This window comes from Motiliproteus sp. SC1-56 (assembly GCF_017309075.1).
Classification (GTDB): domain Bacteria; phylum Pseudomonadota; class Gammaproteobacteria; order Pseudomonadales; family Balneatricaceae; genus Motiliproteus.
In genome coordinates, this window is the sequence record NZ_JAEMGS010000002.1 from 358,359 (window position 1) to 377,370 (window position 19,012).

Annotated in this window: 19 protein-coding genes; 14 read left to right on the top strand and 5 right to left on the bottom strand. The window is 59.7% G+C overall.

The window, feature by feature from the left end:
- Positions 1-47 precede the first annotated feature (47 nt).
- The 3 genes from JGZ97_RS03530 to JGZ97_RS03540 all read right to left on the bottom strand — a co-directional run bounded on the left by JGZ97_RS03530 (position 48) and on the right by JGZ97_RS03540 (position 3,667).
- Positions 48-383, bottom strand: coding sequence for an iron-sulfur cluster assembly accessory protein (locus tag JGZ97_RS03530; RefSeq protein WP_207061209.1), 336 nt, complete (start codon positions 381-383; stop codon positions 48-50).
- Positions 384-577: 194 nt separating this feature from the next.
- Positions 578-1,432 (bottom strand): hypothetical protein, encoded by an 855-nt coding sequence (locus JGZ97_RS03535; RefSeq protein ID WP_207061210.1) that lies wholly within the window; start codon positions 1,430-1,432, stop codon positions 578-580.
- Between the two features lie 129 nt (positions 1,433-1,561).
- Positions 1,562-3,667 carry an acyltransferase family protein gene (locus JGZ97_RS03540; protein WP_207061211.1) on the bottom strand — a complete coding sequence of 702 codons (2,106 nt, stop codon included), beginning with the start codon at positions 3,665-3,667 and terminating at the stop codon, positions 1,562-1,564.
- Positions 3,668-4,014: 347 nt separating this feature from the next.
- On the opposite strand from JGZ97_RS03540, the gene JGZ97_RS03545 reads away from it, so the two are divergent.
- Together JGZ97_RS03545 and nhaD are read left to right on the top strand one after the other, a co-directional pair.
- Positions 4,015-4,242, top strand: coding sequence for a hypothetical protein (locus JGZ97_RS03545; protein ID WP_207061212.1), 228 nt, complete (start codon positions 4,015-4,017; stop codon positions 4,240-4,242).
- 97 nt (positions 4,243-4,339) lie between these two features.
- Positions 4,340-5,695 carry a sodium:proton antiporter NhaD gene (gene nhaD, locus JGZ97_RS03550; RefSeq protein ID WP_207061213.1) on the top strand — a complete coding sequence of 452 codons (1,356 nt, stop codon included), beginning with the start codon at positions 4,340-4,342 and terminating at the stop codon, positions 5,693-5,695.
- A 774-nt stretch (positions 5,696-6,469) separates the two neighbouring features.
- Here nhaD and JGZ97_RS03555 read toward each other — a convergent pair.
- Complete coding sequence (locus tag JGZ97_RS03555; protein WP_207061214.1) at positions 6,470-7,294, bottom strand: NAD(+)--dinitrogen-reductase ADP-D-ribosyltransferase; 825 nt, start codon at positions 7,292-7,294, stop codon at positions 6,470-6,472.
- Positions 7,295-7,508: 214 nt separating this feature from the next.
- On the opposite strand from JGZ97_RS03555, the gene nifH reads away from it, so the two are divergent.
- From nifH to fdxB, 12 genes are all read left to right on the top strand, one after another.
- Positions 7,509-8,393 carry a nitrogenase iron protein gene (gene nifH, locus JGZ97_RS03560; RefSeq protein WP_207061215.1) on the top strand — a complete coding sequence of 295 codons (885 nt, stop codon included), beginning with the start codon at positions 7,509-7,511 and terminating at the stop codon, positions 8,391-8,393.
- Positions 8,394-8,487: 94 nt separating this feature from the next.
- Entirely contained in the window at positions 8,488-9,927 is a 1,440-nt protein-coding gene (nifD, locus tag JGZ97_RS03565; RefSeq protein WP_207061216.1) for a nitrogenase molybdenum-iron protein alpha chain, read from the top strand.
- Between the two features lie 86 nt (positions 9,928-10,013).
- A complete protein-coding gene (gene nifK, locus JGZ97_RS03570) occupies positions 10,014-11,585 on the top strand; it encodes a nitrogenase molybdenum-iron protein subunit beta (protein WP_207061217.1) in 1,572 nt (523 codons plus the stop codon).
- 67 nt (positions 11,586-11,652) lie between these two features.
- A complete protein-coding gene (gene nifT / locus JGZ97_RS03575) occupies positions 11,653-11,862 on the top strand; it encodes a putative nitrogen fixation protein NifT (RefSeq protein ID WP_207061218.1) in 210 nt (69 codons plus the stop codon).
- A 32-nt stretch (positions 11,863-11,894) separates the two neighbouring features.
- On the top strand, positions 11,895-12,092 hold the full coding sequence (locus tag JGZ97_RS03580) for a 4Fe-4S binding protein (RefSeq protein ID WP_207061219.1): 198 nt from the start codon (positions 11,895-11,897) through the stop codon (positions 12,090-12,092).
- Between the two features lie 61 nt (positions 12,093-12,153).
- Positions 12,154-12,570: a NifB/NifX family molybdenum-iron cluster-binding protein gene (locus JGZ97_RS03585; RefSeq protein ID WP_207061220.1), complete on the top strand. Its 417-nt coding sequence runs from the start codon at positions 12,154-12,156 to the stop codon at positions 12,568-12,570.
- A 411-nt stretch (positions 12,571-12,981) separates the two neighbouring features.
- Positions 12,982-14,373: a nitrogenase iron-molybdenum cofactor biosynthesis protein NifE gene (gene nifE, locus JGZ97_RS03590; RefSeq protein ID WP_207061221.1), complete on the top strand. Its 1,392-nt coding sequence runs from the start codon at positions 12,982-12,984 to the stop codon at positions 14,371-14,373.
- Complete coding sequence (locus tag JGZ97_RS03595) at positions 14,373-14,540, top strand: hypothetical protein (RefSeq protein WP_207061222.1); 168 nt, start codon at positions 14,373-14,375, stop codon at positions 14,538-14,540. The genes nifE and JGZ97_RS03595 overlap by 1 nt, the downstream gene beginning before the upstream one ends.
- Before the next feature lie 10 nt (positions 14,541-14,550).
- Positions 14,551-15,921, top strand: a complete 1,371-nt coding sequence (gene nifN / locus JGZ97_RS03600) for a nitrogenase iron-molybdenum cofactor biosynthesis protein NifN (protein ID WP_207061223.1) — start codon at positions 14,551-14,553, stop codon at positions 15,919-15,921.
- Between the two features lie 10 nt (positions 15,922-15,931).
- Positions 15,932-16,411 (top strand): NifB/NifX family molybdenum-iron cluster-binding protein, encoded by a 480-nt coding sequence (locus tag JGZ97_RS03605; RefSeq protein WP_207061224.1) that lies wholly within the window; start codon positions 15,932-15,934, stop codon positions 16,409-16,411.
- Between the two features lie 38 nt (positions 16,412-16,449).
- Entirely contained in the window at positions 16,450-16,920 is a 471-nt protein-coding gene (locus tag JGZ97_RS03610) for a NifX-associated nitrogen fixation protein (protein ID WP_207061225.1), read from the top strand.
- 63 nt (positions 16,921-16,983) lie between these two features.
- Positions 16,984-17,286 (top strand): ferredoxin III, nif-specific, encoded by a 303-nt coding sequence (gene fdxB, locus JGZ97_RS03615; RefSeq protein ID WP_207061226.1) that lies wholly within the window; start codon positions 16,984-16,986, stop codon positions 17,284-17,286.
- Between the two features lie 128 nt (positions 17,287-17,414).
- Here the strand turns inward: fdxB and JGZ97_RS03620 are convergent, their stop codons facing one another.
- A complete protein-coding gene (locus JGZ97_RS03620) occupies positions 17,415-18,206 on the bottom strand; it encodes a hypothetical protein (RefSeq protein ID WP_207061227.1) in 792 nt (263 codons plus the stop codon).
- Positions 18,207-19,012: the final 806 nt, after the last annotated feature.

Sequence of the window (19,012 nt, forward strand, 5' to 3'; positions counted from 1 at the left end):
GCCGGGTATGAAATAACGGTTAGGCATCTCGAAATGCGTATCTCGGGTCAGCTTGATGCGCCGGCTCTGGTGGATGGGCAGCCGGCACAGGAGTTGGCGAGGTTCGGGTTATCAAAGGTGAAACCACGGCGCTCCCCTTCCTCGATAAAGCCAACCCGTACCCCCTGCAACCGGGGATAACTTTCCACGTCGACGTAAAGAGGCACGCCCTGGCACTGCACCACCTGATCATCGGCGTTGGGCTGCTGTTCCAGGCGAATGATGTAGCGCACCCCGGAACAGGGGCTGCCCACGACCCCGATTCGGAGCCCGCTGGGCCGGGGCATTTTGGCAGCCATGGCGTCGCGTATTTTTACCAGGGCCTGTTCCGAGAATTGCAGCATGGGTTGGTGACCTCGCAAGCGGATTCCGCATTTTCTATGGATTCAGCAAGCCTTGTGCCAGGGATGAAATTCACGCTAACCGATTGTCAGTAAAGGATTTGATGGACAGAGCAGAGAAAATCGAGGAGGGTTTTTGTGGGCTTTGCGACAAGCGGCCAAGAGGAGGCTGAAGCCCCCTGTCGCAATACCGACAATCAGGCCACGCCGGACGCAGCGGATTCCTGAAGCCAATCCGAGAAGGCGGGTACGCCACAGGGCAGGATTTCCAGGTTGAGACGCTGGCAGAACTTCGTCTCCTTGGCGGTGGGTTCGCGCCCCAGGATCACCCAACCGCGCAAAGGATCGGCGCCGAAGGTCAGCTCACTCACCAGCATGCGCTCGGTGTCCCGGTTCAGGGGCAGCCCCAGCAGCAGGTAACGCCGCCTCTCCCGGTACCGCTTAAGAAAGCTGGGAATGGCAAAACCACCCATCAACTCGGTCAGGTAGTCGACGAAATCGGCATCCGAGGCGATAAAGCCCGCCTCGGGCAGCGGGCATCCCAAAGGCTTGAACAGGACCGGCAGGGTTGTATCAACCGCCTCTTCCTCGATGGCCTGGTAGCCTCCGTCATTAAACGCAAAGAGCCGGTAGCGGCGCCCCTGTCCCATGATTCGGGAAGCCCCCTGCACCAGGGTGTGGGGGCGCTCGGCCCATGCCTGTTGCAGCAACCCATCGCGGTTGAGGTCGATAACATAGGGAAGTGCCAGTTGTGTCAGCAGCGGGTAAAGCGGCGGCAGGGTGCTGGGGCGGCTGTAGAGCTGACGTAAAAACCGCGTCACTGCCGCTTGTCCGCGGCGTTGCTCCACCTGCTGGGCGGCGCGGGAGAACTCGTACATCAGCCGCGGCATCATTTCCCGACCGTTGTTCATCGCCAGGATCAGGCTGCGGTTGTCGGCAGGCACCGGGGCGCCTGTTTCCCGGTCGCTCGCGCCGTCTAGCGCGCCAGGACCCAGCACGGGAACAATCGAACCTTCGATCAGCCCCTGTTTAAGACGATAAAACTCTTGCATGTCAGCGCTCCTGCTGGTTGGTGTAGAAGGAGGCGCTGCAAAAACCAATCCATCTCAGAGGAGTCGACGCAACAAGGCCTTTCCCGGTCCGGCAGCGGGCACGGCAGGCGAACGAAGCGGATGATGCCCCTAATGCTGAAGGATGGCGATGTTGCCTAACGCGGCGGGAGCTGATTCAGCGATGGCACTGGTTTTTCCCGGTGCGGCAAGCTGCTCGCCAATTTCGCTTGCGGCCAGCAACAGCTGAGCGCCGGGTACACTCAGGTGATCGTCATCGAAGTAAAGCGCCGTTTCGTCAAGCACCGCCGGACAATGCTCCTCGCTGCACAGAATCTCGAAGGGTTTGATGGCGTGAAGCTGCTTTCCGTAAGGTAAGCTATCCAGCTTTTTTAATATGAACTCATTTCTTGAGAGGTAGAAGCTGGCCGGTGTGGACCGTTCGAGATCCATAACCGGTCCGTCAGAAAAGACAGAGAAGGGCATCATGCCCTTTTTGATATGTGTCGGCAGCTCGGGTATCGGATATATCACATAAACCTGTTTTCCGGCGGCCAGGAATCGCTCGACGATCGCGCGAAAGCTTTCCCAGTACATCTCCCTCACCGCCTGCGCACTCAGATTTTCGGTGTTAGGTTCGGAGAGCAATTTGACCGGGCTCCTATTGGGGATTTCCGGATAAGTTTTCAGCTGGTTTCCAAAAAGAAAACTGCTGTACCTGAAACCGAGCACAACATTCTCGATTTTATTTTTCCTCTCCAGGTAAGCCGTGGACTCATCGATCCATTTCGAGCATCCGGGTTCTTTGACTCCAAACAGCAAAGCTGGCGGGCACCCACTGAAACTCAGGTGCAACAGCCCCTTGTTCGCACCCTCGAGCATTTTCGCAAGTGCATAAGCTGGCTCGACCATATGGCTGTCGCCAAAGATTGCCCAAGAGACATCGCTTGAGAAATAAGTGCACGCACGGTCCGGCTTCAGGTAGTTCTCGCCGACGGTATGACACTGACGCCGCTTTGGACTGAACGTCGCAGTATCCAAGTAACGCTGATAGCGTTGATCAAAGCGACTTTCGTAGCCATCAAAAACATGCCCAGAGAAGCCAAAAGTCAGAAACAAGGCAATGGAAACAGCCGAAAACTGGAAGACCTGTTTGCGGGGAATGCGCTGCTTGTTTCTAAAGGGTTTTTCTACGTGCCTATAGCTGGCAACTGCCAGGGCGAATGTCAGGGCAATGGCCACCACGAAAAGGAAATGGGCCGGTTCACCCACGGTTTTCATCCTGAGGAATGCGAACAGTGGCTGGTGCCACAGGTACAGGGAGTAGGAGATCAGGCCAACCGAGACCATCGGCCTGACCGACAGTACCTTGCCAACCAGCGTTTTGTTGTCACCAAAGCAGATAACGAGCGCTGCGCCTAGAACCGGCAGCAAGGTATAAAAACTTGGGAACGGCGTATGTTCATCAAAAATAAAAACAGAACAAATAACAAACACTATTCCGACGATGCTCAAAATATTTCTTGTTTTTACTGCCAGTGGCAAGCGATCAAAACCACCAATAGCGATTAAAGAACCGACGAAGAGCTCCCACGCACGACTAAAGATAAGATAAAAATTCGCGTCCACTGCCTGCTTGATTGCCATATAGTTTGCTAAGAGAAGCGAAAAGAACGTCAAAAAAAGCACGATCAGCGCCAAGCGTACTTTTCCTAGGAACCATAACGCCGACATCATTAGCGGGAAGAAAATGTAATACTGCTCCTCGACGGCCAGACTCCAGGTGTGCAGAAGGGGCATTTCATCTGAAGCGGTGGAAAAATAACCACTGCTCAGGAAGAAGAAAACATTGGAAGAAAAAGTCACCACGGAAACGAGGCTTTGGGAATAAGTCTTGAGCAGACTTGCGGGCATTAAAAGCAGTGCCGCAACGGTGGTGGCCACCAGCACCGCTGTCAGGGCCGGGAGGATGCGCCGCGCCCTCCGCTCGTAGAAATTGAGAATCGAGAAACGTCCTTGCTCGATTTCTTCATAGATGATGGTGGTTATTAAATAACCGCTAATTACAAAGAAAATATCTACGCCCACATAGCCGCCACTCATACCCAGCAGCCCAGCGTGAAAAAATATGACGGGAAGGACCGCAACTGTCCTTAAGCCATCGATCTCTTTTCTATAGCGCAACGTCAAAGTCCCTTTATTGTCGCTGAACGTCAGAGTAAGGGCCGGCAAGCTCATCTACATACGGCGGATCTCATGTTTAGAGATTGTGTGGCCGAGGGCTTGGTTGGCACGGTACCTAGCCTGGTTTAAACCGATAAAGCCTCGGTGGATAGCCGGTCTATCCAGTGTAGTCGCCGCTGCGGTTATAGCCTCTTCAGTTTCATCGCGTAGCCCCTGCCGGTCACTCTGACACCAAAGGCCTATTGGTGGTGCTCCATTCGCAACGTATCATTGGCGGATAAGTAACGGCCTGCCTACGGCCGCCGGAGAGCCCCGTGTCCCGACCCTTGCGATCCTTATCGTTAAGCCATGCCCTGGTTACATTGTTAGCCGTCTGGCTGCTGTGTTCCAACGCAGCGGCAATGGCGAACGGGCAGGTACCCGGCGGCCCCTGCTGGGCGCAGTCGCTCGATACTCCCGCGGACCCTCTGGTTGAGAGCGACGATCACGCGCCCTCGCTGAACGCCACTTACAGTGCCGGAAAGCTGGCCCCTCCCCTCTGGCAGCCTCTGCACTGCGAGCGCCAACTGCCGTCCCCGGGGCGCGGCGGCATTGCTCCCCGGGCGCCACCGCGCCACCCCCACCTTTAACTCAACGTACCCTTTGACAGCACCGAGCCCGCCACTCTGGCAGCGCCCGGGCGGTCGAGGGTAACCGCTGTACGATTAAAAGATGGAGGACCGTGCTTTGACCATTGCACTGGTACTGATTAGCGCCATTTTCTGCGTTGGCTACCTGGCCATCGTGACCGAACACAATATCCATATCGACAAGACCGCCTCGGCCATCATGACCGGCGTACTCTGTTGGACCGTTTACATACTTGCCTCAGGCTCTCTCGTGGACGTCAGCGCCCTGCCTGCCTGGTTTACCGAGGAGCTGCCCGGGCGCAGCGCCGCCGAACTGGCCCACGCCTGGGTTGGCGAACACCAGTTGCTGGAGTTCCTCGGTGAGATTTCCAGCATCCTCTTCTTCCTGCTCGGCGCCATGACGATTGTCGAACTGGTGGATGCCTACGGCGGCTTCAGCCTGATCACCGACCGTATCCGTTCCACCAGCACGGTTCGCCTGCTCTGGACCGTGGGGCTGATCGCGTTCTTTATGTCCGCCGCCCTCGATAACCTGACCACCACCATCGTGATGATCTCGCTGATCCGCAAGCTGATCGCCGAGCAGAAGGACCGCCTGTTCTTTGCCGGGATCATCGTCATCGCCGCCAACGCTGGCGGCGCCTGGTCACCCATTGGTGACGTCACCACCACCATGCTCTGGATCGGCGGCCAAATCACCACCCTCAACATCATTCATAGCGTGATTATCCCGAGCCTGGTGTGCATTCTGGTGCCCCTGCTGTTTCTCAGCGTGACCTTGCGCGGCCAGCACGTCACGCCACCGGCGCCGGGTAACGATGAGAACGGGTTCGATATCAGCCGTGGGCAGCGCAACCTGGTGTTTACGGTGGGGATGTGCGGGCTGCTGTTCGTACCGGTGTTCAAGACGCTGACCCACCTGCCACCGTTCATGGGCATGATGCTCAGCCTGTCGGTGCTCTGGGTGGTGACCGAGCTGATGCACAAACACCAGCGTGACGAGGTGATGGACGCAGGGCTGCACATCGTCACCATTCTCAAGCGGATCGACTCGGCCAGCGTGCTCTTCTTCCTCGGCATTCTGCTGGCGGTCGCCGCCCTGGAAGCAACCGGCCTGCTCGGTTCCCTAGCCCGGGCCCTGGATGCCAGCGTCGGTAACATCGACGTAATCATTTTCCTGATCGGTCTGCTCTCCGCCGTGGTAGACAACGTGCCCCTGGTGGCCGCCGCCATGGGCATGTACGACCTCAGCACCTACCCGGTGGACGCCCCCATGTGGGAGTTCCTGGCTTACGCCGCCGGCACCGGCGGCAGCTGCCTGATCATCGGTTCGGCGGCCGGCGTCGCGGCCATGGGCATGGAGCGGATCAATTTCTTCTGGTACATGAAGGTGATGACGCCGCTCGCCCTGATGGGCTACGTGGCCGGGGCGCTCTGTTACCAGTTGCTTTGATTGCTCGCTTTCACCGCAAAGGGCAGGCCTAACGCCTGCCATTTTTTTGTTGTCTGGAGGCGGCTTACGGCGCAAAGCTGACGCTTGCGGGTGTTTTTTTAGGCTCATTTTCGGCGTGTAGGCGAAGTTTTATTCCGCCCCGGCCGGGCGGACCAAGGGAATGTTTCGCCATTCCCTTGGCGATCCCAGGCGACCCTTGCGCAATCGCCCTTCGGGTACGCGCCTTTGGCGCTCTCAAAGTCAGCTTGGGCTGGCCGACGCGCCTTCCATGGCGCGGCGACCAGGGCCGTCATCCATGACGGCCCCCTGGCGGGCCTAATCATGCTGACTTTGAGCGATTACGAAAGGGAACCAAGGAGTTGCCTGAGGCAACGGCAGCGCTGACTGACCGGCAACATGAGGCCTGTAGGCGAGCAGCGTCGCTTCGGAAAGCCCCTCTGGGTCCCCTATCAATCGATGAAAGCCAGACTGAAAATGGCCCGAAGGGGATCGTCAAGGATGACGATCCGGCCATCCGCGCCAAGGATGGCGCGTATGGTCGCCTCAGTTTGGCTTTCATAGCGCCGCAGGCGCGTACCCGCAGGGCGATTGATTGGGGCGCGGTTTCTTTGCTTCTGTTTCTTTGCCGCGCGGCAAAGAAATGAAGGCGCCCGGGTGGGCGCAACAAATAACCATCGTCCCCTTTCAAAAAGCAATCTGAAACACCCAAACCATCGGCCCACCAAAACAACCCCAAAAGGGCTGCTTTGCGCCGAAAATCGCTACCCTACCGGCTCAATACGCCCACCCCTCCACCCGGTAGAGCCCCCCGATCACCATCTGCTCCCCTTCCCCTTCCAACAGGCCGGGAAAGAGCCGTTGATAACAGAACACCTTCTCCACCGGCACCCGAATTCGCGCCACCCGATCGCCGAATTCCGAGGCTCGCTCCGGGTCACTGGAAAAGGAGTTGAGATTATTGAGCAGCACCACCGGCTCATCCCCCTCGCGCAGCCACTCGAGCTGCTCCAGCCGGTTCACCCCGCGATAAAGCTGTAGGTGTGTCTGCTCCCCGCGTTGCAGCTCGTACTGGCAGTAGCTGTAGACGAGGTCGAGCTGCGCTTCCAGCGCGTTGGTGTTGTAGAGACCACGGGCGCGGGCCTCCAGGTAGGCGCGGTAGGTATCCCCGGAGAAATCGCGGATCGGGCCGCCGTGGTAGCGGGGCAGCAGGCCGAAACGGGACTCCACCCAGGCCTTGAGCACGGCCCCCTCGCGGCTGTCCGTGTCAAAGAACCAGCCGCGTAGGATGCGCTCCCAGGTCGCCTTGGGACGACCGCGCCCCCCTTTCGCGTAGCCAGCTGCAGCAGGGTCCTCCAGGGTGAAATGGACCGTCAGGTAATCGCGGAACTGCCGTGCACGGTCCGCCGCTGTCTCAATGCGGTCCAGGCGGGCAAAGAGATCCGCGTGCAGCGTTGTAACGCCGTCCAGCGCCAGGGGGGCGGGCTGTCGCTGAAAAGCCAGCCCACCCAGAATGCGCGCCGGCAGGTTGCAGCGGTTGATGGGCAGGCAGGTGCCCCGCGGCAGCGTCGGAATTGGGGCTGTATCAGCGGCGCGCCTCATCTCTGACTCCTACAAATTGTCGTCATTAACCCTACAGGATCAGGTGCTTTGTCGCATACCCACCAGCCCTTTTTAATCTTTAAAAGCATCACTTAGAAAGCGCTCAAACCCACAACATCAATTACTTACAAGAATAAATTCGCTGTTGGCACAGCCGTTGCCACGTCACTGCTGAGCAAGTTGAAAAACCTCGTTGCATTTAAGGAGAGTGACTATGGCACTGCGTCAATGTGCAATTTACGGCAAGGGTGGTATCGGTAAATCCACCACCACTCAGAATCTGGTCGCGGCCCTGGCCGAAGCCGGGAAAAAAGTAATGATCGTCGGCTGCGACCCCAAGGCCGACTCCACCCGTCTGATCCTTCACTCCAAGGCCCAGACCACGGTCATGCACCTGGCGGCCGAAGCTGGCACCGTGGAAGACCTGGAACTCGAAGATGTGATGTCAGTGGGCTACGGCGACGTCAAGTGCGTCGAATCCGGCGGCCCTGAGCCGGGGGTCGGCTGTGCCGGTCGCGGCGTTATCACCGCCATCAACTTCCTCGAGGAAGAAGGCGCCTACGACGACGACCTGGACTTCGTCTTCTACGACGTACTGGGCGACGTGGTCTGCGGCGGTTTCGCCATGCCGATCCGCGAGAACAAGGCCCAGGAGATCTACATCGTTTGCTCCGGCGAGATGATGGCCATGTACGCCGCCAACAACATCTCCAAGGGCATCGTGAAGTACGCCTCTTCCGGCGGCGTGCGTCTCGCCGGCCTGATCTGTAACTCCCGTAACACCGACCGCGAAGACGAGCTGATCGAAGCCCTGGCCGCCAAGATCGGGACTCAGATGGTTCACTTCGTGCCCCGTGACAACGTGGTTCAGCACGCCGAGATCCGGCGTATGACCGTGATCGAGTACGACCCCAAGGCCAAGCAGGCGGACGAGTACCGTGCCCTGGCGCAGAAGGTGATCGATAACAAGATGTTTGTTATCCCCAAGCCCTGCTCCATGGACGAGCTCGAAGACCTGTTGATGGAGTTCGGCATCATGGAAGTCGAGGATGAGACCATCGTCGGCAAGACCGCCGCGGAGCTGGCGGCCGAGGCCTGAGTCAGTCGGGCAACGAGGTTCGCGGCGGCCACGCCGCCGCGTTTTGACCTCTACCGAATCGACGGATTAACGGTTTAAACGAAGGTATTCCATCATGACCAGTTTGAATGTAGACGAGGCCAAGGGCCTCATTGAAGAGGTGCTCGAGGTCTACCCCGAGAAAGCCCGGGAAGACCGCGCCAAGCACCTGACCGTGGCCGAACCCGGCCAGGAAACCAAAGGCTGCATCACCTCCAACCGCAAGGCCCTGCCCGGTGTACTGACCAACCGCGGCTGTGCCTATGCCGGTTCCAAGGGCGTGGTCTGGGGTCCGATCAAGGACATGATCCACATCTCCCACGGCCCCGTCGGCTGCGGTCAGTACTCCCGCGCCGGGCGCCGCAACTATTACGTCGGCACCACGGGCGTCGACAGCTTCGGCACCATGAACTTCACCTCAGACTTCCAGGAGAAGGACATCGTCTTCGGCGGTGACAAGAAGCTGGAGGCCCTGATCGATGAAGTCGAGCAGCTGTTCCCCCTCAACAAGGGGATCTCGGTGCAGTCCGAGTGCCCTATCGGTCTGATCGGTGACGATATCGAGGCGGTTTCCAAGGAGAAGGCCAAGGAGCTCGGCAAATCCGTGGTGCCCGTCCGCTGCGAGGGTTTCCGTGGCGTGTCCCAGTCTCTCGGTCACCACATCGCCAACGATGCGGTGCGCGACTGGGTCCTCTCCGGGGAAAACAAAAAGGAAGTGGGGCCCTACGATGTGGCGCTGATCGCCGACTACAACATCGGCGGCGACGCCTGGTCTTCGCGCATTCTGCTCGAAGAGATGGGGCTTAACGTGGTCACTCAGTGGTCCGGTGACGGCACCCTCAACGAGGTGAAGAACAACGTCAACGTCAAGCTCAACCTGCTTCACTGCTATCGCTCCATGAACTACCTGGCGCGGCACATGGAAGAGAAGTACGACATTCCCTGGGTGGAGTTCAACTTCTTCGGCCCCACCAAGACCGCCGAGAGCCTGCGCAAGATCGCCACCTTCTTTGACGAGACCATTCAGGCCAACGCCGAGAAGGTGATCGCCAAGTACGAGGCCCAGACCCAGGCCATCATCGAGAAGTACCGCCCCCGTCTTGAGGGCAAGAAGGTGATGCTCTACGTCGGCGGCCTGCGGCCCCGTCACACCATCGGCGCCTACCAGGACCTCGGTATGGAAGTGATCGGCACCGGCTACGAGTTCGGCCACAACGACGACTACGAGCGGACCCTGGAGGACATCAAGCACGCCACCCTGATCTACGACGACGTCACCGGCTACGAGTTCGAGGAGTTCGTGAAGAAGCTGCAGCCGGACCTGATCGGCGGCGGTATCAAGGAGAAGTACATCTTCCAGAAGATGGGCATCCCCTTCCGCCAGATGCACTCCTGGGACTACTCCGGCCCCTATCACGGCTACGACGGCTTCGCCATCTTCGCCCGCGATATGGACATGACCCTGAACAACCCGTGCTGGAATGAACTTAAAGCGCCTTGGAAAAAGATCGCCTAATTCATTGTTATTTTGGGCAGGCTAGCCTGCCATAGATTCACTTACCGCCGTTGTTCACATCAGAGTGGCGCGGTTGGGAGGTTAAAATGAGTCAGACTGCTGATAACGTCAAACCCTGTTACCCGCTGTTCGGTCAGCCGGAGTACAAGGAACTGCTGGCCAACAAGAAGGCCACCAAGGAAGACCCCGTCGCGGCCGCCAAGGTCCAGGAGGTCTTTGACTGGACCACCACTGAGGAGTACCAGGAACTCAACTTCAACCGCAAGGCCCTGACGGTCGATCCGGCCAAGGCCTGCCAGCCCCTGGGCGCGGTGCTCTGTTCCCTGGGCTTTGAGAAGACCCTGCCCTACGTGCACGGCTCTCAAGGCTGCGTGGCCTACTTCCGTACCTATTTCAACCGTCATTTCAAGGAGCCGGTGATGACCGTCTCCGACTCAATGACCGAGGACGCCGCCGTGTTCGGTGGCCAGCAGAACATGAAGGATGGCCTTGAGAACGCCACCGCGCTCTACAAGCCGGAGATGATTGCCGTCTCCACCACCTGCATGGCCGAGGTCATCGGTGACGACCTCAACGCCTTTATCGGCAACGCCAAGAAGGATGGCCACATCCCCGAGGACATGCCCACCCCCTATGCCCACACCCCGAGCTTCGTCGGTAGCCACACCACCGGCTGGGACGGCATGTTCGAAGGTTTCGCCCGCTACTTCACCCTGAACGCCATGGAGGGCAAGGAAGTTGGCAGCAACGGCAAGATCAACCTGGTGCCGGGCTTTGAGACTTACCTCGGCAACTACCGGGTGATGAAGCGAATGATGGCCGAGATGGGCGTGGAGGCAACCCTGCTGTCCGACCCCACCGAGGTGCTCGATACTCCCGCCGACGGCGAGTACCGCATGTACGCGGGCGGCACTACCCAGGCGGAGATCAAGGACGCCCCCAACGCCATCGACACCCTGCTGCTGCAGCCCTGGGGCTTGGTCAAGACCAAGAAGTTCGTCAAGAACACCTGGAACCACGCCGCCAGCGAGGTCGCCTACCCCATGGGGCTGGCCGCCACCGACGACTTCCTGATGAAGGTCAGCGAGCTGACCGGCAAGGAGATTCCCGACAGCCTGGCGCTGGAGCGTGGACGTCTGGTGGATATGATGCAGGATTCGCATACCTGGCTGCATGGCAAGAAGTTCGCCCTCTACGGCGATCCGGATTTCGTCATGGGGCTGGCCCGCTTCCTGCTGGAGTTGGGCGCCGAGCCCTCCATTATCCTGTGCAACAACGCCAACAAGCGCTGGGGCAAGGCGATGCAGAAGGTACTGGACGAATCGCCCTTCGGCGCTGACTGTCAGGTGCACGTGGGTAAGGACCTGTGGCACTTGCGGTCCTTGCTGTTCACCAACAAGCCCGACTTCGTGATCGGCAACTCCTACGGCAAGTTCCTGCAGCGTGACACCCGCGCCAAGGGTCCGGAGTTCGAGGTGCCGCTGATCCGTCTCGGCTTCCCCATCTTCGACCGTCACCACCTGCACCGCCAGACCACCCTTGGCTACGAAGGCGCCATGCAGGTGCTGACCACCCTGGTCAACGCGGTCCTGGAGAAGCTGGATAACGAGACCATGGAGATCGCCGTTACCGACTACAACTTCGACCTGGTGCGCTAGGCCGACGCTCCCGAGCGGGGCCGGCGGAAGCCGGCCCCTTTACCCGCCAAGACGTAAGGAGCGCCCCATGCCCAGCGTAATGCTCAGAGAAAACGAAGGAAAACTTTCGCTCTACATCGCCAAGAAAGACCTGGAAGCGATGGTGGTCAGCCTGGAACACGATGCCATCGACAAGTGGGGGGGCAAGATCGAGTTGGATGACGGCTCGGCCTGGTACCTGGACCCCCTCGACGCCAAACCCAAGCTGCCCAAGACCCTGCGCGTGCGCCGGGCCTGAGCGCGTACCAAGATCCAAGAAGGAGGCCTGCCATGGCACTTTATATCGTTGAAGACGAATGCATCTCGTGCGGTGACTGTGTGCCCGAGTGCCCCACCGACTCCATCAGTGAATCCCTGGTGGCGTTCAAAATCAGTGAAAAGTCCTGCACCGAGTGCGAAGGCGAGGCCGACAGCCCCAAGTGCGTGGACATCTGCCCGATTGACGACTGCATTCTGCCCGTCGCCTGATCCGGCCCCAGCGTGGCCCCTGCCGGGGCCACTTCCACGACCTGAGACGAGGTAACGTCCGATGCCCGATACCCCCTTTCGTTTCAAGATCGCCGTCGCCACCAACGACGGCCAGACCATTGATGGCCACTTCGGAACCTGCGAAAGCTTCGCCATCTACCAGTTTGACGCCGACAGCCTGGAGCGCCTGGAGAGCCGTCCGGCGGCTACCGTCGAGGGGATTGAGAAAAACGCCGCCCGCGCCGCCCAGCTGGACGACTGCCACCTGCTCTACGTTGCCTCCATCGGCGGACCGGCCGCGGCCAAGGTGATCAAACACGGCATTCACCCCCTGCGCGACCAGAACGGTAGCCCGATCACGGCCACCCTCGAACGGCTGCAGGCGGTGCTCAAGGGCTCGCCGCCTCCCTGGATGGCCAAGCTGATGGGCCGGGAACCTGCGCGCTCGCTGAAGGCGGTGTCCGGCGGGGACGCCTGAGCGCCATCCGCCTCCGGCACTGACACCCCTGTCGGGGAAAACGTGAATCGCCGTCCCCTCGCCAGCGGTCACCGTTTCAATCCTGTTTCGGAGCACCAGCCCAGGGCTGGATCAAAGAGCGGGTGCCCCCTTCACCGGCTCTTGCTCCCCCTTCTTCCCCATCCCCCATCCCCCATCCCCCATCCCCCATCCCCCATCCCGGGTTCCTGGTCCGGCTTCCTCTCCCTACAGCCGCCGGCCGACTGACAGTCCCGCCCCCTCCTTTGCAGGTGCACGCCGTTGTCACAAGTGCGCGGTTCTCCCGCAATCGCTTGTCGTATTCCCCACAAACAAGCGCTTCCGAAACGTAAAATCAATTGGTTACGGCTGGCACGCAGGTTGCTAAATCTTCCCAAGTGATAGGAGATTGGCATGAAACAGAAACAGATTGCAGAGCTGCTCGACGAGCCCGGCTGCGACCACAACGACAAGTCGAAGTCCGGCTGCGCCCGCCCCAAACCCGGCGCATCGGCCGGCGGCTGCGCCTTTGACGGGGCCCAGATCGCGCTCCTGCCCATTGCCGACGTGGCCCATATCGTCCACGGCCCCATCGCCTGCGCGGGCAATTCCTGGGACAACCGGGGCACCCGCTCCAGCGGCCCCCAGCTCTTCCGCCTGGGCATGACCACCGATCTCACCGAACAGGACGTGATCATGGGCCGGGGCGAAAAGCGCCTCTTCCACGCCATCAAGCAAGCCGTCGAGACTTACCGCCCCGCCGCCGTCTTCATCTACAACACCTGCGTACCGGCGATGATCGGCGACGACGTGGAGGCCGTCTGCAAAGCGGCCGCCGAGCGCTGGGGGACACCGGTAGTGCCGGTGGATGGCGCGGGCTTTTACGGCTCCAAGAACCTGGGCAACCGCATCGCCGGCGAGGCCATGTTGAAATACGTCATCGGCACCGGGGACAAGGCCGCCAAACCCGCCCACCCCGCCGGTGTCCCCGTCTACGACGTCAACCTGATCGGCGAGTACAACATCGCCGGTGAACTCTGGCACGTGCTGCCCCTGCTGGACGAGCTGGGGCTGCGGGTGCTCTGCACCCTCTCGGGCGATGCCCGTTTTCACGAGGTGCAGAGCATGCACCAGGCCGAGGTCAACATGATGGTCTGCTCCAAGGCCATGGTGAACGTGGCCCGCAAGCTCAAGGCCCAGTACGGCACTCCCTGGTTCGAGGGCAGCTTCTACGGGGTGCGCGACACCTCCCAGGCGCTGCGCGACTTCGCCGCCCTGCTCGACGATCCCGGCCTGATGGCCCGCACCGAGTCTCTGATTGCCCGGGAGGAGGCGCGCCTGGACGCGGAGCTCGAACCTTATCGGCAACAACTGCGGGGCAAGCGGGTGCTGCTCTACACCGGCGGAGTGAAATCCTGGTCGGTGGTCTCGGCCCTGCAGGACCTGGGCATGGAAGTGGTCGCCACCGGCACTAAAAAGTCCACCGAGGAGGACAAGAGCCGAATTCGCGAGCTGATGGGCGAGGAGGCGGTGATGCTCGACGGCGGCAACGCCCGCCAGTTGCTGGACAAGGTCGCCGAGTACCAAGCCGACATGCTGATTGCCGGCGGGCGCAACCTCTACACCGCCCTCAAGGCGCGCCTGCCCTTCCTGGACATCAACCAGGAGCGGGAGTTTGGCTACGCCGGGTATACCGGCATGAAGGAGCTGGCCCGCCGGCTCACCCTGGCCCTCACCAACCCCGTGTGGACGCAGGTCCGCACGCCCGCGCCCTGGGCCCGGAACCAGCAAGGAGGAGACGCGTGATGAACCCCGGTTTTAGCCTCACTACCCTGGGACGCCTGTTGGAGCGCGGCAGCGAACGCAAGCGCCTGCGCCAGTTAGGCCTGAGTCACTGCCTCGCGCGCCACGGGCGTGCCGGCGACAGCCGACGCCCCCAACCCACCCAAGCTTCGCCGTGCGAGCCCCGCTGAGGAGCCAAACATGTCCGATATCACGCCCCGCAACACGCCCCTGGCCGTCAACCCCCTCAAGGCCAGCCAACCCCTGGGCGCCACCCTCGCCTGCCTTGGCATACGCCAGGCCATTCCCCTGCTGCACGGATCCCAGGGCTGCTCCGCCTTCGCCAAGGTGTTCCTGGTGCAACATTTCCGCGAGCCCATTCCCCTGCAGACCACGGCCATGGATCAGGTCAGCACCGTGATGGGCGGGGACGAGAATCTCACAGAGGCCCTGGAGACCCTCTGCAGCAAGAGCAGCCCGGCCCTGATCCTGGTGCCTACCACCGGGCTGACCGAAACCCAGGGCAGCGACGTGCGCCGAGTGATTCGACAGTTCCGCGACGATTTTCCCCAGTTCGACGCCACCCGTATCGTTCCGGTCAGCACCCCGGACTTCAAGGGCTGCCTGGAGAGCGGTTTCGCCCTGGCGCTGGAGGCGATGCTGGACGAGCTGGTGCCTGCCAGCACGCGGGTCGGCGAACGCCCCCGGCAGGTCAACCTGCTGGCCAGCGCCAGCCTCACTCCCGCCGATATCGAGGCGCTCAAGCGCTACGTCGAGGCCTTCGGCCTCACCCCGGTGGTGCTCCCCGACATCAGCGACTCCCTGGGCCACCTGGTGGCCCAGGACTTCAGCCCCCTCACCCTGGGCGGCGCACCGGTGTCCGCCTTTGAGCAGGTGGGTTCGAGCGCCGCCACCCTGGTGGTCGGCCGTTCGCTGGCGAAAGCCGGCAGGCTGCTGGAGACCCGCACCGGCGTGCCGGTGCACCTCTTTGACCACCTGATGGGGCTTAGTGCCACCGATGGGTTTATCGACTGCCTGCACCGTTTGAGCGGCCAGCCGGTACCGGCCTGGATCGAGCGACAGCGGGCCCAGCTCGAGGACGCCATGGTCGATACCCACTTCCAACTGGGGCTGGCCCCCGTGGCGCTGGCCGCCGACCCGGAACTGCTAAACGCCCTCGCCCACTGGCTGACGGAGATGGGCGCCCGGGTCGTGGCCGGGGTTACCCCGGTCGCCGCTCGCTTTCTGAACCAGGCTCCGTGCGTCAGTCTCAAGGTGGGGGATTTGGCGGATCTTGAAAACCTGGCCCGCCAGGGCGGCGCCGAGCTGCTGTTGGGCAACACCCACCTGGCGGGCGCCGCGGACCGCCTCGGGCTACCCCTGTTGCGCGCCGGCTTTCCCCAGTTCGACCGGTTCGGTGCCCACCGCAGGACCTGGGTGGGCTACGACGGCAGCGCCCAGACGCTGTTCGATATCGCCAACCTGCGTCTGCACGACGAGCGCCACGCCATTCCGGCCTACCGCTCTTTCCTGACGCAGAAACAGGACGCGAGCCGGCACGAGATCCATTGAGGAGGTGGCAATGAAACTGGAACGACACCTGAAACTTTCCCAGGCCGGAGACGGCGTCCTGCGGCTGCGGATTGCCTTCGCCACCCGCGATCGCAAGCACGTGGATCAGCACTTCGGCTCGGCCTGCAGTTTTATGATCTACAGCATCACCCAGAACGGCTACGGTCTCGAGGAAGTGGCCGAATTCACCGAAACCGAGCAGGACAGGAATCACAGCAAACTGCTGACCAAGCTCTCCCTGCTCGACGGCTGCCAGGCGGTGTACTGCACCGCGGTGGGCACCGCAGCGGTGCAGCAGCTGCTGAGCCTCGGCACGCAACCCATCCGCAGCCTGCCCGGCACGCCCATCGCCCGGGAGATCAGCCAGCTGCAGGATGCCTGGAAAACCGACCCGCCCGGCTGGCTGCAAAAACAGATCACCCTGGCCAAGCGCCGCACCCAGCCTGGAAACCGTTTCGATGCCATGGAGGAGGAAGGCTGGCAGGAGTAACCCGGCCGCTTGAACGCCTTCGTTGAGGGAGAACGCCCATGTATGACGAACTGATGATCGACGAGCAGGACCCGTTGCTGGAAAGCGATTTCGTGCGTGAACTGGTACGCCAGCTCCGCGCCCTGGACAGTTACGGCGCCTGCGAGGGGTGGAGCGACGCCCGCCTGCTGGATCCCCTGATCATGACCAAGGCGCGCAAGCGGGAGATGCCGGTGGTGGCCGACCCGGACGAGGTCACCGTGGCCAATATCCGCGCCTACTACAACGCCCTGGCGGTGCTGATCGAGCGGGAGTGCGGCCACATGGCCCGCCCCCTGATCAGCCTCAGTCACGAGGGGTTTGGGCGGGTGCTGATTTCCGTCGGGCGTCTGGTGGTGATCGACCGCGTGCTCCGCGACGCCCACCTGTTCGGCTTTGACAGCCTGGCCAAACTGAAAACCGACAGCGACCGTCTGCTCAGCGAGGCCCAGGCCCTGGTCGGCACCCACCCTGCCGTCGCCGCCATCTGACGGTTGCCTTACCCGGCCTTTGATCCAGACCACTTTTGACCTTCACGAATAAGGGAGCTTTCCATGTCCAACTACCAAGCCCAGACCCAGGACGGCACCGCCTGGGAGCCACAGTTCGTCGATGGCATCGACGCCGCCAAGTGCATCGGCTGCGGCCGCTGTTACAAGGTCTGCTCCCGGGACGTACTCAACCTGGTGGAGTACGAGGCCGACGAGGGCGACTACGACGACGAGTACGATGATTTCGACGATGACGAACAGCGCATGGTGATGAAAGTGGAGAACGCCGGCGACTGCATCGGCTGCGAAGCCTGCTCCAAGGTCTGTTCCAAGAACTGCATCAGCCACGCCCCCAAGGCCGCCTGAGCCTGCCCCTCTGGTATAGAACCTCGGGCGGCAACCTACGCTTGACCCTGTAAAAGGGATCGCGCGAGGGTTGCCGCCTGATCTCTTTAACATCTTCGCCTTTAGCCGGTCGACAAATAACAATTTACTTATTGTTGACCGATTTGCTGTTCAAATTGCCGCTGGAGATTAAGTAGAGGTCTCTGACTCACCTCCATGAACCCGCCACTGGGGCGATCAATATCAAACACCAGCGTGATAACCGAACTCAGAAGGACAATCATCACGATGGATGTTAAGGATCCTCTTCGGCCCTTGAGCCCCCCGTTATAACCTACCATCGCTAACGTCAAAGCTGAGCCCGTTAGCAACAATATGAGGATCGTCGCGGGTACTCGTGCATAAAAAGCAGCGTTGACCCGTTCTTCGTGCAGGTCAATAAGCGTATTCAGTGAATCAATATACAGGCCCAATGCATAGGATTCTGGTTTTTCTCTAGCCGACGCTTCTGCCAACGACCAAAGTTCGCTCTGAATTTCTACCGACCTCTCTTTTTGATATTTAACATTGCCAGGGTCGTCCGTCGAAATTCTTAATGTTAAATATTCAGTTAGTAGTCCTCGCGTTTTAACCGCTTCAGCTTTTGGTAAAAAACCTGCGCGAAGATAGGCTGTTCCTACAGATTTAGCCTCTTCTAATACGATTGAACGACGGGTGTCGAATCGATCTGAAGCCATTCCCATCGAAATTGCCAGCATAAAACCCATCAGGGCCAGCATTGCACCCACGATCATCTCCGTCGGACCGTCCTTTTCATCGGGCGTGCGCTGCTGCCACCAGTGACCGATACGATAGCCTAACTCTGCGGCCATCAGGGCTATAATTAAAAAGCCGAGGAATATCCCTAATATCGGTATCGAGTCGATAAATTGTTGAAACATGACTATCCCTATCCTAGCTTGAAATTCAAGCTTTGAGCCTTAGCCACACCAACCCGTCGAATCACCCAAAATTCACAAATCGCCCTAGAATTCAAATCGGCTGTCATCCTGCGCCCAGCGCTTTATATCTTCGATAAGAATTTTTGACTTTGATCTTGGAGGCTCTTTGTTTTTTTATGAGTATTAATTTTATAGATCGCATGACCCTAACCACACCGTGCAGACAACATGGCGTCATAAACGGGCGCAAACACATTCAGCAAAAAACAAGCCACGTTTAAAAAAAAGCTTTTTATCATTGCGTTGCCACGGCCTTGTTAATTGATGTTTCACATTCTTCCTGCATGTGTAAAAAACACCGACACATCAGCACCTTCTGAAAGACACGAGCCTTTGGCTAACTTGCTGAAATCAAAAGACCTGGCATCCCCTGAGGAAAAGCACTACTCGCGAAGCGCAAACTATCACTCACTTTTAATCCACTATTTAACCCACTATGCATGGCTCAAAGACGCCACTTATCAAGGACAAGGTTTGTATAGCTGATCAAAAACAGAGCACTCTTTTGTTTTATTCAGTTAATCAAAAAGCGCACTTTTTATGCATTTTACCGAGGCTTCATAGTCGAGTTTTTTATTGACCGGGTATTTAGTCGCCTAGCTATTTAAGGAGCATGCGATTAAGTCCCTTGGCATGAGACAATCCGCGCTCTGATGTGCTGAGGGCTATCCATGGATCACCAACTCTCCTTCGCTGACAGCGAGTTCACCAGCAAGAGTCGCCAGACACGCAAAGAGAAGTTTCTC

Coding starts and splice junctions, on each gene's coding strand:
- JGZ97_RS03530 (WP_207061209.1), bottom strand. CDS start 383: ATGCTGCAATTCTCGGAACAGGCCCTGGTAAAAATACGCGACGCCATG.
- JGZ97_RS03535 (WP_207061210.1), bottom strand. CDS start 1,432: ATGCAAGAGTTTTATCGTCTTAAACAGGGGCTGATCGAAGGTTCGATT.
- JGZ97_RS03540 (WP_207061211.1), bottom strand. CDS start 3,667: ATGAGCTTGCCGGCCCTTACTCTGACGTTCAGCGACAATAAAGGGACT.
- JGZ97_RS03545 (WP_207061212.1), top strand. CDS start 4,015: ATGGCGAACGGGCAGGTACCCGGCGGCCCCTGCTGGGCGCAGTCGCTC.
- JGZ97_RS03555 (WP_207061214.1), bottom strand. CDS start 7,294: ATGAGGCGCGCCGCTGATACAGCCCCAATTCCGACGCTGCCGCGGGGC.
- nifH (WP_207061215.1), top strand. CDS start 7,509: ATGGCACTGCGTCAATGTGCAATTTACGGCAAGGGTGGTATCGGTAAA.
- nifD (WP_207061216.1), top strand. CDS start 8,488: ATGACCAGTTTGAATGTAGACGAGGCCAAGGGCCTCATTGAAGAGGTG.
- nifK (WP_207061217.1), top strand. CDS start 10,014: ATGAGTCAGACTGCTGATAACGTCAAACCCTGTTACCCGCTGTTCGGT.
- nifT (WP_207061218.1), top strand. CDS start 11,653: ATGCCCAGCGTAATGCTCAGAGAAAACGAAGGAAAACTTTCGCTCTAC.
- JGZ97_RS03580 (WP_207061219.1), top strand. CDS start 11,895: ATGGCACTTTATATCGTTGAAGACGAATGCATCTCGTGCGGTGACTGT.
- JGZ97_RS03585 (WP_207061220.1), top strand. CDS start 12,154: ATGCCCGATACCCCCTTTCGTTTCAAGATCGCCGTCGCCACCAACGAC.
- nifE (WP_207061221.1), top strand. CDS start 12,982: ATGAAACAGAAACAGATTGCAGAGCTGCTCGACGAGCCCGGCTGCGAC.
- JGZ97_RS03595 (WP_207061222.1), top strand. CDS start 14,373: ATGAACCCCGGTTTTAGCCTCACTACCCTGGGACGCCTGTTGGAGCGC.
- nifN (WP_207061223.1), top strand. CDS start 14,551: ATGTCCGATATCACGCCCCGCAACACGCCCCTGGCCGTCAACCCCCTC.
- JGZ97_RS03605 (WP_207061224.1), top strand. CDS start 15,932: ATGAAACTGGAACGACACCTGAAACTTTCCCAGGCCGGAGACGGCGTC.
- JGZ97_RS03610 (WP_207061225.1), top strand. CDS start 16,450: ATGTATGACGAACTGATGATCGACGAGCAGGACCCGTTGCTGGAAAGC.
- fdxB (WP_207061226.1), top strand. CDS start 16,984: ATGTCCAACTACCAAGCCCAGACCCAGGACGGCACCGCCTGGGAGCCA.
- JGZ97_RS03620 (WP_207061227.1), bottom strand. CDS start 18,206: ATGTTTCAACAATTTATCGACTCGATACCGATATTAGGGATATTCCTC.